At 66.7% G+C, this 15,049-nt stretch carries 11 protein-coding genes; 2 read left to right on the top strand and 9 right to left on the bottom strand.

Features of this window, described 5'->3' with window-relative positions; translation table 11 throughout:
- Positions 1-300 precede the first annotated feature (300 nt).
- Positions 301-2,157: a GGDEF and EAL domain-containing protein gene (locus tag DGN21_RS08930; RefSeq protein ID WP_126966403.1), complete on the top strand. Its 1,857-nt coding sequence runs from the start codon at positions 301-303 to the stop codon at positions 2,155-2,157.
- Positions 2,158-2,250: 93 nt separating this feature from the next.
- Here DGN21_RS08930 and DGN21_RS08925 read toward each other — a convergent pair whose 3' ends face one another.
- Both DGN21_RS08925 and DGN21_RS08920 read right to left on the bottom strand, forming a co-directional pair.
- The gene (locus tag DGN21_RS08925) at positions 2,251-3,813 is read right to left on the bottom strand and encodes a sodium/sugar symporter (RefSeq protein ID WP_126966404.1); all 1,563 of its coding nucleotides are present in this window, start codon (positions 3,811-3,813) and stop codon (positions 2,251-2,253) included.
- 257 nt (positions 3,814-4,070) lie between these two features.
- Complete coding sequence (locus DGN21_RS08920; protein ID WP_104623391.1) at positions 4,071-6,683, bottom strand: exo 1,3/1,4-beta-D-glucan glucohydrolase; 2,613 nt, start codon at positions 6,681-6,683, stop codon at positions 4,071-4,073.
- Positions 6,684-7,118: 435 nt separating this feature from the next.
- Here DGN21_RS08920 and DGN21_RS08915 point away from each other — a divergent pair, with 435 nt between their 5' ends.
- The gene (locus DGN21_RS08915; protein ID WP_126966405.1) at positions 7,119-9,074 is read left to right on the top strand and encodes an alkaline phosphatase PhoX; all 1,956 of its coding nucleotides are present in this window, start codon (positions 7,119-7,121) and stop codon (positions 9,072-9,074) included.
- 602 nt (positions 9,075-9,676) lie between these two features.
- On the opposite strand, the gene DGN21_RS08910 is transcribed toward DGN21_RS08915, so the two are convergent.
- From DGN21_RS08910 to folK, 7 genes are all read right to left on the bottom strand, one after another.
- Entirely contained in the window at positions 9,677-10,300 is a 624-nt protein-coding gene (locus DGN21_RS08910) for an AAA family ATPase (RefSeq protein WP_126966406.1), read from the bottom strand.
- Between the two features lie 3 nt (positions 10,301-10,303).
- On the bottom strand, positions 10,304-10,648 hold the full coding sequence (locus DGN21_RS08905; protein ID WP_126966407.1) for a type II toxin-antitoxin system prevent-host-death family antitoxin: 345 nt from the start codon (positions 10,646-10,648) through the stop codon (positions 10,304-10,306).
- Between the two features lie 157 nt (positions 10,649-10,805).
- Complete coding sequence (gene pgi / locus DGN21_RS08900) at positions 10,806-12,320, bottom strand: glucose-6-phosphate isomerase (protein WP_054593045.1); 1,515 nt, start codon at positions 12,318-12,320, stop codon at positions 10,806-10,808.
- Positions 12,317-12,697: an aspartate 1-decarboxylase gene (panD, locus tag DGN21_RS08895; protein WP_039527638.1), complete on the bottom strand. Its 381-nt coding sequence runs from the start codon at positions 12,695-12,697 to the stop codon at positions 12,317-12,319. Before panD ends, pgi begins: the two co-directional genes overlap by 4 nt.
- 176 nt (positions 12,698-12,873) lie before the next feature.
- Positions 12,874-13,716, bottom strand: coding sequence for a pantoate--beta-alanine ligase (gene panC, locus DGN21_RS08890; protein ID WP_053054587.1), 843 nt, complete (start codon positions 13,714-13,716; stop codon positions 12,874-12,876).
- Complete coding sequence (gene panB / locus DGN21_RS08885; protein WP_053054586.1) at positions 13,713-14,528, bottom strand: 3-methyl-2-oxobutanoate hydroxymethyltransferase; 816 nt, start codon at positions 14,526-14,528, stop codon at positions 13,713-13,715. Before panB ends, panC begins: the two co-directional genes overlap by 4 nt.
- Positions 14,529-14,563: 35 nt before the next feature.
- Positions 14,564-15,049 carry a 2-amino-4-hydroxy-6-hydroxymethyldihydropteridine diphosphokinase gene (folK, locus tag DGN21_RS08880; protein ID WP_046342387.1) on the bottom strand — a complete coding sequence of 162 codons (486 nt, stop codon included), beginning with the start codon at positions 15,047-15,049 and terminating at the stop codon, positions 14,564-14,566.

The following is a 15,049-nucleotide window of genomic DNA, read 5'->3' as shown; positions in this document are numbered from 1 at the left end:
TGTTGTGGGGGACAAGGCAGGCGCACCCTCAGTCATCGGCGAGGGGGCGGCAATGTTTAGCGGTCGTGCGCCAGCGCCGACCACGACGCCGCACGTTTGCTTACATCACGCATGACGCGTGAGTCAGAGCGACCGTCGACCTGGCGCGTAGGCCGCCTCGTCATGCTGTGGCCTGATGCCATCGCACCGCTGTTGTCCCTGCAGCGGCGTTGGCGCAGCCATCGCGCGGCAATGCCGCCTCAACTGAACGCCACCTAGCAGCGTCGATCAAGGGATTACGCTTCAGGCCGATAGAAGCACATGCAATCCGTGCTTGCTCCTGCCAATTCCCCTCTTCCGCCCGTGGTCGACGAGTCGACCCGGTTGTCCGTCCTGCGTGGCCTGTGCCTGCTGGACTCGCCGCCGGACCCGGTGTTCGAGACCATCGCCGCCATGGCCGCCCGCAACCTTGGCGCAGAAATCGCGCTGGTGTCGCTGGTGGATGAGCATCGTCAGTGGTTCAAGGCCCGCATCGGCCTGGAACCGCAGGAAACGCCGCGCGACCAGGCGTTCTGCGCGCATGCGATCCGTGCCCCCGAGGTGATGGTAGTGCCCGACGCGCAACTGGATCCGCGCTTTTGCGACAACCCGCTGGTGCTGGGGCCACCCTTCATCCGCTTCTACGCCGGCGCGCCGCTGACGCTGCGCGACGGCCACCGCATCGGCACCTTGTGCGTGATCGGGACAAGCCCGCGTCCGGGCCTGGACGCCGAAGCGATCACCCAACTGGAAGGCCTGCGCGACCTGGCGGTGCTGCGGGTGGAAAACCTGCGCAGCACCACCTACCGCGACGGACCGACCGGGCTGCCCAATCGGTCGCGCTTTGCCGAAGACCTGGATGCCTGGCTGTCGCAACGCGATAGCGCGCCGGCCACTACCGCGGTGGCGGTCGACATCTGCGGCAGCGATTACTTCCGTGACATGGTCAAGGCGCTAGGCTGGGATTATGCCGACGGTTATGTGGCGATCGCGCAGCGTCGGCTGGCAGCGTATCTGCCCGCCGGCACCGCGCTGTATCGGCTGGACCCGACCACCTTCGGCTTTCTGGCCCAGGCCGAAACGCAGCGTCTGTCCGCGCTGTGCACCAAGGTCTCCAAGGCCTTTGCCGAGACGCTGGAACATCAGGGCATTCCGCATACCGCAGTGGCCTCGATCGGCGCGGTCTCGCTGCAGACCAGCTATGGCGCGGCCGACACCATCCGCTCGCTGACCACCTCGGTGGACATCTCGCGCGAACGTGGCGTGCCGTGGAGCATGTACGAGCGCAAGCACGACGTGGCCCAGCGCAACACCTTCCGCCTGCTGGCTTCCCTGCCCGCCGCGCTGGACAGCGCCAGCCAACTGCGCCTGCACTACCAGCCGCGCGTGGACCTGCACGATCACCGCTGCGTCGGAGTGGAGGCGCTGCTGCGCTGGCAGCATCCGATGATCGGCCCGGTGATGCCCGCCGACTTCGTGCCGATGGCCGAAAAAACCGCGTTGATCAACCGCATTACCGCCTGGGTCATCGACAACGGCATTGCCCAGGCCGCGCGCTGGCAGCAACAGGGCCTGGATTTCAATCTGGCACTGAACGTGTCGGCCGCCGATCTGGACCGGCCCGGATTCGTTGGCCTGCTGCGGCGTGGCCTGGAGCGCCACAACCTGGATCCGCGCCGGCTGGAGATCGAATTCACCGAAAGCGCGATGATCCGCCACCCCGAGCATCTGGCCGAGCAATTGGCGGCCATCGCGGCGCTGGGCGTGCATATCGCCATCGACGACTTCGGCACCGGCTACAGCAATTTCAGCTATCTCAAGCAGCTGCCGGCCAGCTCGTTGAAGATCGATCAGTCCTTCATCCGCTCGTTGCCGGACAACCGCACCGACCGCACCCTGGTGCCGGCGATGATCCAGCTCGGCCACAGCCTGGGCCAGCGCGTGGTCGCCGAAGGCATCGAGTCGGCGGAGGCCTACGCGCAGCTGCGCACCTGGGGCTGCGACGAAGGTCAGGGCTACTGGATCGCCAAGCCGATGCCGGCGGCCGCACTGGAAACCTGGCTGCAGACGCCGTGGCATGAGCAGCTGGAAGCGCCGGTCAATCTGCTCGCCGCAAGCCTGGCCGCGGCGCGGGTGTAAGCGGAAGCAGCACAGCAGCCAAAACGCACGCGGCGCGACACCTGAGTGTCGCGCCGCGTGCGCACAACCAATTTCAGCGGACTGGCTGGGCGATTACCAGAACACCGCATACAGCGCGACCAGGATCACCACCACCCCGATCGCACCGACCTTGAAGCCCAGCGTGGTGCCGTAGGCCACATCGTCGGTACGGATCAGGTCGCGTGCCTGGGTGGGCGCGGTCATCAACGACACCAGCACTGCCAGCACCAGCGCCGCCACGAACACCACGCCGATGCGGTCCATGAACGGCAATTCCGGCCAGGCAAACTTGAGCGCGAACGACAGCACCACCGAGCCGATCGCCGCGGTCAGTGCGCCGGCCTCGTTGGCGCGCTTCCAGAACAGGCCAAGCATGAAGATCACCACCACGCCAGGCGTGAAGAAGCCGGTGAATTCCTGGATGAACTGGAAGCCCTGATCGAAGTTGCCCAGCAGCGGCCGCGCGGTCAGGATGCCGATCACCACCGCTACGATGGCCACGATGCGACCCACGCGCACCAGCTGCTTCTGCTCGGTCTGCGGGCGGAACTTGGCGTAGAAATCCAGGGTGAAGATCGTCGCCACCGAGTTGATCTTTGAAGCCAGCGAGGCCACGATCGCCGCCACCAGCGCCGCGAACACCAGGCCCAGGATGCCGGTCGGCAACAGCTGCATCATGGTCGGATAGGCCTGGTCGGGCTTGGCCAGGTCCGGCGCCAGCACCACCGCGGCGATGCCCGGCACCACGATCACCAACGGCATCAGCAGCTTCAGGAACGCGGCGAACACCATGCCCTTCTGCGCCTCGCCGATGTTCTTGGCCGCCAGCGCGCGCTGGATGATGTACTGGTTGAAACCCCAGTAACTGATGTTCATCACCCACAGACCGCCCAGCAGCACGCTCAGGCCGGGCAGGTCCTTGTAGAACGGGTTGTCCTTGCTCAGGATCATGTGGAAGTGCTCGGGGTGCGCAGTCCACAGGTGCTTGAAGCCGGCCAGCACGCCGGCACCGTCGCCGATCCGTGCCAGGGTCAGCCCGGCCACCAGCAGGCCGCCCAGCACCAGCAGCGTGACCTGCACGATATCGGTCAAGGCCACCGCTTTAAGACCGCCGTACAGCTGGTAGACCAGCGCGAATACGCCGATCAACGCCAGGGCCAGGGTCTGGTCCATGCCGGTGACCTGGCTGACCGCGATCGACCCCAGCCACAGGATCGAGGTGAGATTGACGAACACGTACAGCAGCAGCCAGAACACCGCCATCAGGGTGCGGATCCACTTGCCGTACCGCTGTTCCAGGAACTGCGGCATGGTGTAGATGCCGTTGCGCAGGAAGATCGGCAGGAAGAACTTGCCCACGATCAGCAGCGTCAGCGCCGCCATCCACTCGTAGGAGGCGATCGCCAGGCCGATCGCATAACCGGAACCGGCCATGCCGATGATCTGTTCGGCCGAGATGTTCGCGGCGATCAGCGAGGCGCCGATCGCCCACCACGGCAACGACTTGCTGGCCAGGAAGTAATCCTCGGCGCTCTTGCTGTGACCTGCCTTCTCGCGCGAGACCCACTGCGCGAGCACGAAGATGCCGGTCAGATAGACCAGCACAATCACGATATCCAACGTCGCCAAACCCACTGCACTCTCCTGTCTGGCTCTGGGCTGAGCGTCGTGGACCGGACAGGTCTGCAGACTGCCGCCGCCCGCACTGCGTGCGTGACAGCAGCGCGGCGAACCGCAGCTGCAGGCCGTCCCGGCCGATCGACGCGCGCGTCCCGCGGCGGCTGATGACACCACCGCTGAGGGTGGCCGCTTTGACACATCGCCGGGGCCGGCGACGCATGTATGGGGTTGTTACCTGGGCATACCCGCAAGCGCGCCTGCGGGCGTGCTGCCTACTTGACCGGGCAGTCGAGCGTGACTTCAGCTTCGTTGAGCGCGCCCAGCGCGATCTTCGACACCGACAGGTCCAGCGCTGCAGCGCTTTCGATGCTGGCGACCTGGGTCAGCTTGGTCACATCCGCACCGGCCACTGCGAAGCATTTCAACGGCACGCCCACCACCTTCCACTGGCCTTGCGGCAGCGCGGCCAGGGTCTTCTGCGCATCGACGCGGCCGCCGCACTTGTCGCCACAGCCCACGCCCAGCCACACCGGCGCAGTCACTGCGCTGTCGCGGCGCACGGTCAGCTGCAACTGCACATCGCCGTTGCTCTCACGCGAGACATCGACCGGCTTGCCGGACACCAGCAATACGCTGGAGGCCTTGGCACCGGACCAGACCAGGCGCCGCGCATCTTCCTGCGCCTTGTGGTCGACCGCGGTCATCTTCAGGCTGCCATCGGACAGACCCACCGGCAGCGTGGTGGCCGGCATGTTGGCCTGGCCGGCATTGGACAGCTGCATCGCAATGCCCAGTGCCGGCTTGCCGCGCACGAAGTACACCCCGCCCACCGACTGCTCGCCGGACACGCCCGATTCCTCCGGCAACGCAGCCAGGTCGCCCTTGTCGGCGTAGGTCAGGCCGAAGCCGAACTTGAACTGCGGGTCGTAATCCTTCTGCCCGACGTTGTTGGCGAACTGCACCGCGGTCTTGGGCCAGGAGAAGCTCAGCTTGCCCTTGAAGTCGTTCTGTACCGTGCCATCGGCCTTGCGCAGCAGCACGTCGGCAATGCCCTCGCCTTCCGAACCCGGCAACCAGGCGGCGACGAAGGCATCGGCGGCGTTGATGTACTGGTTCATCCACAACGGACGCCCGCTCAGGAACACCGCCACCACCGGGATGCCTTCGGCCTTGAGCTTCTTGATCAGCGCCAGCTCGCTCTCGTCGCCCGGCTTGTAAAGCAGGGTGGCGATGTCGCCCTGGAACTCGGCGTACGGGTTCTCACCGAACACCACCACCGCCACGTCGGGCTTGGTCTTGTACGCACCATCGACTGCCAGCTCGGCCTTGCCGCCGGCGGCCTTGATCTGCTTGTCCAGGCCTTCCCAGATGGTGTTGCCATTGGGATAGTCGCTGCGCTTGGTGCCGGTGCCCTGCCAGTTCAGCGTCCAGCCGCCGGATTGCTTGCCCATGTCGTTGGCGCCGTCGCCCAGCACCAGTACGCGCTTTTTCGGATCCAGCGGCAGGATGCCGGCCTGGTTCTTGAGCAGCACCAGCGACTCGCGCACCGCCTGGCGGGCGATCGCGCGGTGTTCCGGCGCGCCCAGCAATTCGTATTTGCCGCCGAGCGGGCGCTTGGACGGCTTGCCGGCTTCGAACAGGCCCAGGCGCAGCTTGACGCGCAGGATCCGGCGCACCGCATCGTCCAGCCGCTCGGCCGAGATCTGGCCCGACTTCACTGCCGCCAGTTCGGTCTCGTAGATACCTTTCCAGCTGTCGGAGGCCATTGCCATGTCGACGCCGGCAATGAACGAGGCCGGGCAGTTTTCGTTGGTGCAGCCCTTGACCTGGCCGTGGCCATTCCAGTCGCCGACCACGAAACCGCCGAAGTTCATGCGGCCCTTGAGCACGTCGGTCAGCATGACCTTGTTGCCGTGCATCTTCTCGCCATTGAAGCTGTTGAACGAGGCCATCACCGTCTGCGCACCGGCCGCGATCGCCGGCGGGTAACCGGCCGCGTGGATATCGCGCATGGTGGCTTCGGACACCTTGGTGTCGCCCTGGTCCTTGCCGTCGGTGGTGCCGCCGTCGCCGACGAAATGCTTCACCGAGGAAATCACGTGGCTGCCATCGAGGAACTGCGGGGTGCCCGGCACGCCCTGCACGCCTTCAACCATCTTGCCGGCGAAGCTGGCCACCACATCCGGCGACTCGGAATAGCCCTCGTAGCTGCGGCCCCAGCGGTCGTCCTGCGGCACCGCCACGGTCGGCGCGAATGTCCACTCCATGCCGGTGACGCGGGTTTCGGCGGCGGTGACTTCGCCGATCTGCTTGATCAGCTCCGGGTTGCGCGTGGCGCCCAGGCCGATGTTGTGCGGGAACAGCGTGGCGCCGACGATGTTGCTCTGGCCGTGCACCGCATCGATGCCGAAGATGATCGGAATCGCGTTGCCGCCCTTGGAGGTGTCCATCGACGCTTCATAGAAGGCGTCGGCCAGCTTCAACCACTCGGCCGGGCTGGCGTCGTACTTGCCGCCTGGATCGGAATTGCCGCCGGCCAGCACCGAGCCGATGCGGTACTTGCGCACATCGTCCGGGGTCATGCTGGCGATGTCGCCCTGGATGGTCTGCGCGACCTTCTCTTCGACGCTCATCTTGGCCATCACATCGGTGATGCGCTGCTCCAGGGCCTGGTCCTGGGCGAACGGCCACTTCGGCGACGGCCACTGGTCGGGATGGATCGTGGTGGACGCCTCGGCAGGTGCGGCGGCCGGTGCGGTCTTGCTCGCCTCGGCAGCGGTGTCCTTGCCTTGGCAGGCGGCCAGCATCAGCACCGCTGCGGCGGTGGCCAGAGAGAGGGCACGACGCGCCACGGGCGCGGCGGTACGACGAAGCAGCTTGTCCAAGATCCAGGTCTCCAGGTGGTTCTCCCCACGGCGATGCGTGACGCCGCAGGCCATTAGGCGGCGTACGCTTGCGTGAATCCCCTACCCTGTCAACAACACGCGCTTGTATGCCAAACGCCGGCCAACTTATTGGCCCGGGCTATAGGCTTGGAATACCGGCAGCACCTGTCAAACCACGGCAAAGCGCCGAATCCGGCGTGGCGCTTGGTCTTTCGCGGCGGCGCAGTTTGCTGCAATGCACCACTGTCCGCGATCACCATTGCGCAGCTCCTGTCACCTGCACGCGCGCTGCTGGGTTCGCTTGTTGCACCGTGTACGAACGCCCGCCAACGGGTGAGCTCGCCGTCAAACAACTGTCATACCTCGGGCCTAGCGTGACCGGCTTGCCGATGCGCCACCGGCCATCGTTGATCGCCGTCTTTGCCTGGAGTTTCGATGTCTGCCTCCCCCGATCCCGCCCGCCGCCGCCTGATGCAGTTGCTGGCGTCCGTCCCGCTGTTGCCGCTGGGCAGCGCCAGCGCCGCCGCCCTGCAACACCTCGGCGGCGCGGCACTGGCCGCACACCCGTTGCGGCCGTCGGACAACCCGACCCAGCTGGTGTCGGCCACCTTCCATGGCATGCCCGCACCCAGCCTGGCCAACCCCGCGGCGATGGCCACCACCACGGTGGGGTCGGCGCTGACGGTGGCGCGCAGCGACGGCAGCACCCAGCGTTATGCGCTTGCGTACCACCCGTTCTTCGTCACCGGCGACCAGGTGCCCGACGGCAAGGGTGGCACCGTGCTGGCCGGTGGCTATTACGACATCCAGCATCGGCCGATCATCGACCGCTCCAAACCCGGTGCCGAACGCCCGTTCTTTTCCGATTGCCCGGACGGCTCCTCGCTGCTGACCCTGCCCGATGCCAAGGTGCCCGGGGTCAAGGGCAACCATGTATTTGCGGTGGTGCAGTTCGAATACACCACCCGCGACCAGGCCGGCAACGACACTAACCGCCACCTGCCCGCGCCGATCGCGGTGCTGACGCTGGATCAGGACCCGGCCACCGGCAAGCTGTCGCTGGTGAAATACCACAACGTCGACACCGCGCCGGTGCACGGGCTGTGGACCACCTGCGGCGCCAGCCTGTCGCCGTGGAATACCCACCTGTCCAGCGAAGAGTACGAACCCGACGCCACCGCGCTGGCCGGCAACACCCAGTTCCGCAGCTACAGCACGCATCTGTACGGCGACCCGGAAAAAGCCAATCCGTACCACTACGGCCACCTGCCCGAAATCACCGTGCACCCGGACGGCACCGGGAGCGTGCGCAAGCACTACTGCCTGGGCCGCATCTCGCACGAGCTGGTGCAGGTGATGCCCGACCAGCGCACCGTGCTGATGGGCGACGACGCCACCAATGGCGGTCTTTTCATGTTCATCGCCGACCGCAAGGCGGACTTGTCGGCCGGCACCTTGTACGTGGGCAAGTGGCAGCAGACCTCGGGCGTGGGCCCGGGCGCGGCCACGTTGCGCTGGATCAAGCTCGGCCACGCCACCAGCGCCGAGATCCAGGCCATGGCCGACCGCCTGACCGCCGCCGACATCCTCGACGTGCATCTGAGCGACCCGAGCGATGCCTCGTTTACCAAGATCCCGTTCAACGGCACCTTCAACTGGATCCGCATCAAGCCGGGCATGGAGAAGGCGGCGACCTATCTGGAAACCCATCGCTACGCGGCGCTGGCCGGCGGCAGCCTGGGTTTCACCAAGCTCGAAGGCACAACCGTCAACGCGCGCGACAAGATCGCCTACATGGCGATGTCCTACATCGTCACCAGCATGCGCAACGGCTCGGGCGACGTGAAGGTGGAAGGCCCGGATGCGGGTGCGGTGTACGCCCTGAATCTGCGTGGCGGCCAGCGCGACAACCACGGCGCGCCGATCCACAGCGACTGGGTGCCGATCGACATGGCCGCACCGGCCGCGCTCACCGGCCACGATCTGGCCAAGGCCGACGCGCTGGGCAACCTGGCCGACCCGGAACGGCTGGCCAACCCGGACAACCTCAAGTTCTCCGAAGCGCTGCGCACCTTGTTCATCGGCGAAGACAGCAGCCTGCACGTGAACAATTTCCTGTGGGCCTACAACGTGGACAGCGGCACGCTGACGCGGGTGCTGTCGGTGCCGGCCGGCGCCGAATCCACAGGCCTGCATGCGGTCGACCAGATCCACGGCTGGACCTACGTGATGAGCAATTTCCAGCATCCCGGCGACTGGGAAAGCCCCCTGCACGACACCGTCAAGGCCACGCTGGATCCGCTGATCCGCGCCAACTACAAGAACCGTTTCGGTGCAGCGGTGGGCTATCTCACCGGCGACCCGGTGGCGGTGAAGCTGGGCAAGGCGTAAGCGCCGCCGTTGCAGTTACAGCGCTGCGTGACGCTGCAGCCGACACGTGCCACGTGGCGTTCTCGCTGCTGTCGCAAGGCCAGTAGGAGCGCACCTGGGCGCGAAGAGCTTTCCCGGTATGCCTGTCGCGCCCCGGCGCGCTCCTACGGGTGAGGCCGACACGTGCAGCATGGCGTTCTCGCTGCTGTCGCAAGGCCAGTAGGAGCGCACCTGGGCGCGAGGAGCTTTCCCGGTATGGCCTGTCGCGCCCCGGTGCGCTCCTACGGGTGAGGCCGACACGTGCAGCGTGGCGTTCTCGCTACTGTCGCAAGGCCAGTAGGAGCGCACCCGGGCGCGAGGAGCTTTACCGGTATGGCCTGTCGCGCCCAGGTGCGCTCCTACGGGTGAGGCCGACACGTGCAGCATGGCGTCTCGCTACTGTCGCAAGGCCGGTAGGAGCGCACCTGGGCGCGAGGAGCTTTATCGGTATGGCCTGTCGCGCCCCGGTGCGCTCCTACGGGTGAGGCCGAACGTGCAGCGTGGCGTTCTCGCTGCTGTCGCTAGGCCGGTAGGAGCACACCTGGGCGCGAGAAGCAGATCAGACCGCAAGTGCCTGAGCGCGGTCAGGGCTGCCGCAACTCCAGCGCCGCCATCACGATGGGCTTGGCCCAATTGGGCACCTGCGCCAGTTCTTCGGGCGTTTGCGGGTATTGCAGGCCATTGCGGTCCAGTTCCAGCACCAGCAGCGGCGCGACCTGCCCGGTCGCGTCGGCAGGCGCGCTGTTGTCGTAGACATGCAGCACCGACAGGTGCGGCAACAGCGCGATCAGGTTGGCACGCGAGGCATCGTAACGCTCGCGGATCTTGTGCTCGGGGATGGCATGCCCGCCAGCGGCCGCGCGCGCCGCCACACGTGCGATATGCAGCTCGACGCTCGACAGGCCGCAGAACCAGACCGCCACCGTGTGCGTCGCGCAGGCCTGCCACAGCAGGCGCGGGATGGTGGTCGCGCCCAGGGTGGTTTCGAACGCATAGTCATGGCCGGCGTCCATGGCCTGACGCAGTCGCCGCACGCCTTCCTGCCAGGCTTGTGCATTGGCGTCTTCGGGTGACCAGCCCTGCTCCACCAGGTCCCGGGTGAACGCATCCGGGTTGAACCAGGTGGCGCCGTCTTCCCGCAGCAGGCTGCCCAACAGCGAACTCTTGCCGGCGCCGTTGACGCCGGCCAGCACCAGAATGTTCCCCACGATTTAGAGCGACGGCCCCAGCGCGATCTTGCTGCCCCGGCGTGCCGGCTTGCCGATCACCTGGGCCAGGCCTGCGCCATCGGTCACCGCCGCAAGATGCGCATCGAACCTGGTCTGCAATGCCTGCAGCGACTGCGCGCGCGTCGAGGCGGCCGTCGCTGCACTTGCCTGGCTGACCAGCCGGCGGTATTCCTCCGCGTCCACCACCACCGCCTCGGGGTGATTGTGGTTGGTGATGACCACTGCGCCATGCGAGCGCACCTTGCGCATCAGGCTGGGCCAGCCCTTCACCTTGATGTCGGCGGCGGGGGATTTTTCGAGCTCGGGCAGATCCTGGAGGCGAGACATGGGACGGTCCTGCGCGCTGTGGTAGCTTCAGCCTACTCCCAACGTCCCATTTTGGGAAATTTGGCTATTTGGCCCAAATTTATCGCCACGCAGGAACTCCAAAAACAAAACGGGGCCCGCAGGCCCCGTCGTCTGACACCATCGATGCGCGACAGGCTCAGCCGCGTAACTTGGCCAGCAGCTCGCGCGTTACCGGGTCGGCCACGTCGGCCGACTCGCCCTTCAGCGCCGGCAGCAACTGGCTGGCCAGCTGCTTGCCCAGCTCCACGCCGAACTGGTCGAACGCGTTGATGCCCCACATCACCGACTGCACGTAGACGCTGTGCTCGTACATCGAGATCAGCGCACCCAGCGCCTGTGGGGTCAGCGCATCGAGCAGGATCACCGTGCTTGGGCGGCCGCCCGGATAGCTGCGGTGCGGATCGCTGCTGTCCTGGCCGTTGGCCAGCGCTTCGGTCTGCGCCAGCACGTTGGCCATCAGCGCGACGTGGTTCTCCGCATACGGATCGTCGTTGTGCACTGTGCCGATGAAATCGGCCGGCACCACGCTGGTGCCCTGATGCAGCGCCTGGAAGAAGCTGTGCTGCACATCGGTGCCCGCACCGCCCCACCACACCGACACGGTGTCGCTGTCCACTGCAGAACCGTCGAGCTTGACCCGCTTGCCCAGGCTTTCCATCACCAGCTGCTGCAGATAGGCCGGCAGCAGGGCCAGGCGCTGGTCGTAGGTCATCACCGCATGCGTGGCGCTGCCGAGCAGGTTGCGGTTCCACACCGCGGTCAGGCCGTGCAGCACGGCGACGTTTTCTTCCAGTGGCGTGTCGAGCACATGCGCGTCGAACTGCGCAGCGCCTTCCAGCAATTGTTCGAAACGCTCGAAGCCGATCGCCAGGGCGATCGGGAAACCTACCGCCGACCACAGCGAATAACGCCCACCGACCCAGTCCCACATCGGCAGCACGCGGCTCGGTGCGATGTCGAAGGCCTTGGCAGCGCGCTCGGGATTGGCACTTACCGCGTACAGGCGCTCGCTGCCGCCCAGCCAGGCGTGCAGGATGCTGCCGTTGAGCAGCGTTTCCTGGGTACCGAAGGTCTTGGAAATCAGGATGCCGGCGGTGCGTGCCGGGTCCAGCGTGGCCAGCGTGCGCTGCATCGCCGCGCCATCGACGTTGGAGACGAAATGCACGCGGAAACGCGCACCCGACGGTGCCCGCAAGGCATCGGCCACCAGCCGCGGCCCCAGGTCCGAACCGCCGATGCCGACGCTGACGATATCGGTGACGTCGGTGGCTTCCAGCTGCTGGATCAGCGCGCCCATGCGTTGGCGGACTTCCGCAGCGGTGGCATACGCTTCGGAGGCCACCGGCGCATCGGTCAGGTCGCCGCGCAATGCGGTGTGCAATGCAGCGCGCTGTTCGGTGACATTGACCTGCTCGCCGCGGAACAGGCGCTGGAACGCGCCGGCCAGGTCACGCTCGCGCGCGATGGCGAACAAGGCATCCAGCGCGGCGCGGTCGTACTTCTGCCGCGCGAAATTGAAATACAACGGACCGACCTGCCTGGCGTATTGCGTCGGCCGTTGCGGCTCGGCGGCAAGCAATGCGGGGATGGCAGCGCCGCGCAGGCGCTGGGCGTGGGCGTGAAGCGCGTCGAATCCGTTGGTATGTGTCATGCGGCCTGCGTGGGGATGCTGTGGTTGGTGTGGGTGATCGTGTTGTTGCCGTCCACATATACCAGATTGGGCTTGAAGGTCTCGGCTTCGGCTTCGCTCATGCTGGCGAAGGCGGCCACGATGATCAGGTCGCCGACCTGCACGTGACGCGCGGCGCCGCCGTTGAGCGAAATGATGCCGCTGCCTTCGTCGGCGCGGATGGCATAGGTGCTGAAACGCGCACCGTTGGTGACGTCCCAGATATGCACCTGTTCGAACTCACGGATGCCGGTGGCTTCCAGCAGCAGGCCGTCGATGGCGATCGAGCCTTCGTAATTGAGCTCGGAATGGGTGACGGTGGCGCGGTGGATCTTGGCTTTCAGCAGGGACAGGTGCATGACGGGCAACGGCAAAGGAAAGCCGGCATTTTAGCGGAAAGCGCCGGTGTCCACCGGCCTGCCGCGCAACCGGTGGTGAGGGCTTCAGGCCGGCACTGGACAAATGCGCCTGTGCGCCGGACCGCGGGTGTCGCCGGTGACGGTCTGATGCAGCGCTTGCAGCGGCATCAGACCGCTCAGAATTCCAGGTTGTCGATCAGCCGCGTGCTGCCCAGACGGGCGGCGATCAGGGCCACGCGCGCGCCGGCATGGCTGTCGCCCGGCTCGCTCAGATCGGGCAGCCGCACCACCGCGTAATCGACGCGGAAACCGGCCTGTTCCAGCGCCTGGGTGGCGGCGTCCTCGACCTGCGCACGCGGCGTGCCGGCCGCGTAGCTGTCGCGCATCTGCAGCAGCACCTTGCGGATCTGGGTCGAGCGCGGGCGCTCGTCGTCGGTCAGATACTGGTTGCGCGAGCTCATCGCCAGGCCGTCGGCCTCGCGCACGATGCTGCCGCCCAGGATCTCGATCGGAAACGCCAGGTCGGCCACCATCTGGCGGATCACCGCCAGCTGCTGATAGTCCTTCTTGCCGAAAGCGGCCACGTCCGGCTGCACCTGATTGAACAGCCGCGCCACCACCGTGCACACGCCGTCGAAATGCCCCGGCCGGCACACCCCTTCCAGCACGTCGCTGACGCCCGGCGCGTGGATCGGTGTGGCCAGTGCGGTGCCGAGCGGATACATGGTGTCCACGTCGGGCAGCCACAGTGCATCGCAACCGGCGTCTTCCAGGCCGCGCAGGTCGGCCTCGGGCGTGCGCGGGTAACGTGCGAAGTCTTCGTTGGGGCCGAACTGGGTCGGGTTGACGAACACGCTCGACACCACGCGGTCGGCGTACTGGCGCGCCAGCATCACCAGCGAATAGTGGCCGGCGTGTAGGTTGCCCATGGTCGGCACCAGCGCCACGCGCAGGCCCTCGCGCTTCCAGCCGGTGACCAGTGCGCGCAGGGTGGAAAGATCGGTCAGGGTCTGGATCATGCGGCGTACGCGTGCGCTGCGTCGGGGAAGCTGCCGTCGCGCACGGCCTGCGCGTAAGCGCGCACCGCGCCCGCCACCGAGCCGCCTTCGGCGAGGAAATCCTTGACGAACTTGGGCCGGCGGTGACCGCTGTCCAGGCCCAGCATGTCGTGCATCACCAGCACCTGGCCATCGCAGCCGGGACCGGCGCCAATGCCGATGGTGGGCACGCTGAGCGCGGCGCTGATCTGGGTGGCGATCGGCGTGGGCACGCATTCCAGCACGACCAGGCTGGCACCGGCATCGACCACGGCCTGCGCGTCGCGACGCAACTGCTCGCCGGCTTCGCCGCGCCCCTGCACCGTGTAACCGCCGAAACGCAGCACCGATTGCGGGGTCAGCCCCAGATGCGAGCAGACCGGGATCTCGCGCTCGACCAGATAGCGGATCACCTCGAGCTTGTGCCCGGCGCCCTCGATCTTGACCATCTCCGCGCCAGCCTGCAGCAGTTGGGTGGCAGCGTCCAGTGCGCGCTCGGGCGTGGCATCGGCCTGGAACGACAGATCGGCCACCAGCAACGCCCGCTCCAGCACCCTGGCCACTGCGGCGGTGTGGTAGACCATGTCGGCGGTGGTCACCGGCAAGGTGGAATCGTGCCCCTGCACCACCATGCCCAGCGAATCGCCGACCAGGATCAGGTCCACGCCGTTGGCATCGAAGGTCCGCGCAAAGCCGGCGTCGTAGGCGGTCAACATGACCAGTTTTCGACCCTCGCGCTTGGCCTGCGCCAAGGCGGGCACGGTCCAGGGCTTGCTGTCGGTATGGCTGCTCATGAAGTCATTACGTGGGGTGATAAGCCGGCCATTATCTACCCAATCGGCTCCAGCCCGCAGACATCGATGGCCTGCAGGGCGTGTCGCACTGTTCCATGGCCCGGAATGATCGCCTCCGGAGCGAGCTCGGACAGCGGCAGCAGCGCAAAGGCGCGCACCTGCAGATGCGGGTGCGGGACCTGCAGGCGTGGCAGGTCGATCACCTGATCGGCGTACAGCAGCAGATCCAGGTCCAGCGTGCGCGGGCCCCAGCGCTCGCCGTCGATACGCTGCCGGCCGAAGGCCTGCTCGATGCCGAGCAAGGCCTCCAGCAGTTGCAATGGCGCCAGCGCAGTACGCAGCTGCGCCACCGCATTGATGAAATCGGGCTGGTCTTCGCGGCCCCAGGCCGGCGTGCGATACAGGCGCGAGGCGGCAATCAGGGTGGATTGCGGCAGCTCACCCAGTGCGGCGATGGCCGCGCGCACGCTGGCCTCGGCCGGGCCCAGGTTGGCGCCCAGGCCGACGAAGGCGGTGTGCAC

This window comes from Xanthomonas sp. MLO165 (assembly GCF_018831305.1).
Classification (GTDB): Bacteria; Pseudomonadota; Gammaproteobacteria; order Xanthomonadales; family Xanthomonadaceae; genus Xanthomonas; species Xanthomonas arboricola.
Note: the sequence above shows the minus strand (reverse complement) of the source record. Positions and strands in the feature narration are given on the sequence as shown.

Coding starts and splice junctions, on each gene's coding strand:
- panD (WP_039527638.1), bottom strand. CDS start 12,697: ATGCACCTGTCCCTGCTGAAAGCCAAGATCCACCGCGCCACCGTCACC.
- DGN21_RS08915 (WP_126966405.1), top strand. CDS start 7,119: ATGTCTGCCTCCCCCGATCCCGCCCGCCGCCGCCTGATGCAGTTGCTG.
- panC (WP_053054587.1), bottom strand. CDS start 13,716: ATGATCCAGACCCTGACCGATCTTTCCACCCTGCGCGCACTGGTCACC.
- pgi (WP_054593045.1), bottom strand. CDS start 12,320: ATGACACATACCAACGGATTCGACGCGCTTCACGCCCACGCCCAGCGC.
- panB (WP_053054586.1), bottom strand. CDS start 14,528: ATGAGCAGCCATACCGACAGCAAGCCCTGGACCGTGCCCGCCTTGGCG.
- DGN21_RS08905 (WP_126966407.1), bottom strand. CDS start 10,648: ATGTCTCGCCTCCAGGATCTGCCCGAGCTCGAAAAATCCCCCGCCGCC.
- DGN21_RS08930 (WP_126966403.1), top strand. CDS start 301: ATGCAATCCGTGCTTGCTCCTGCCAATTCCCCTCTTCCGCCCGTGGTC.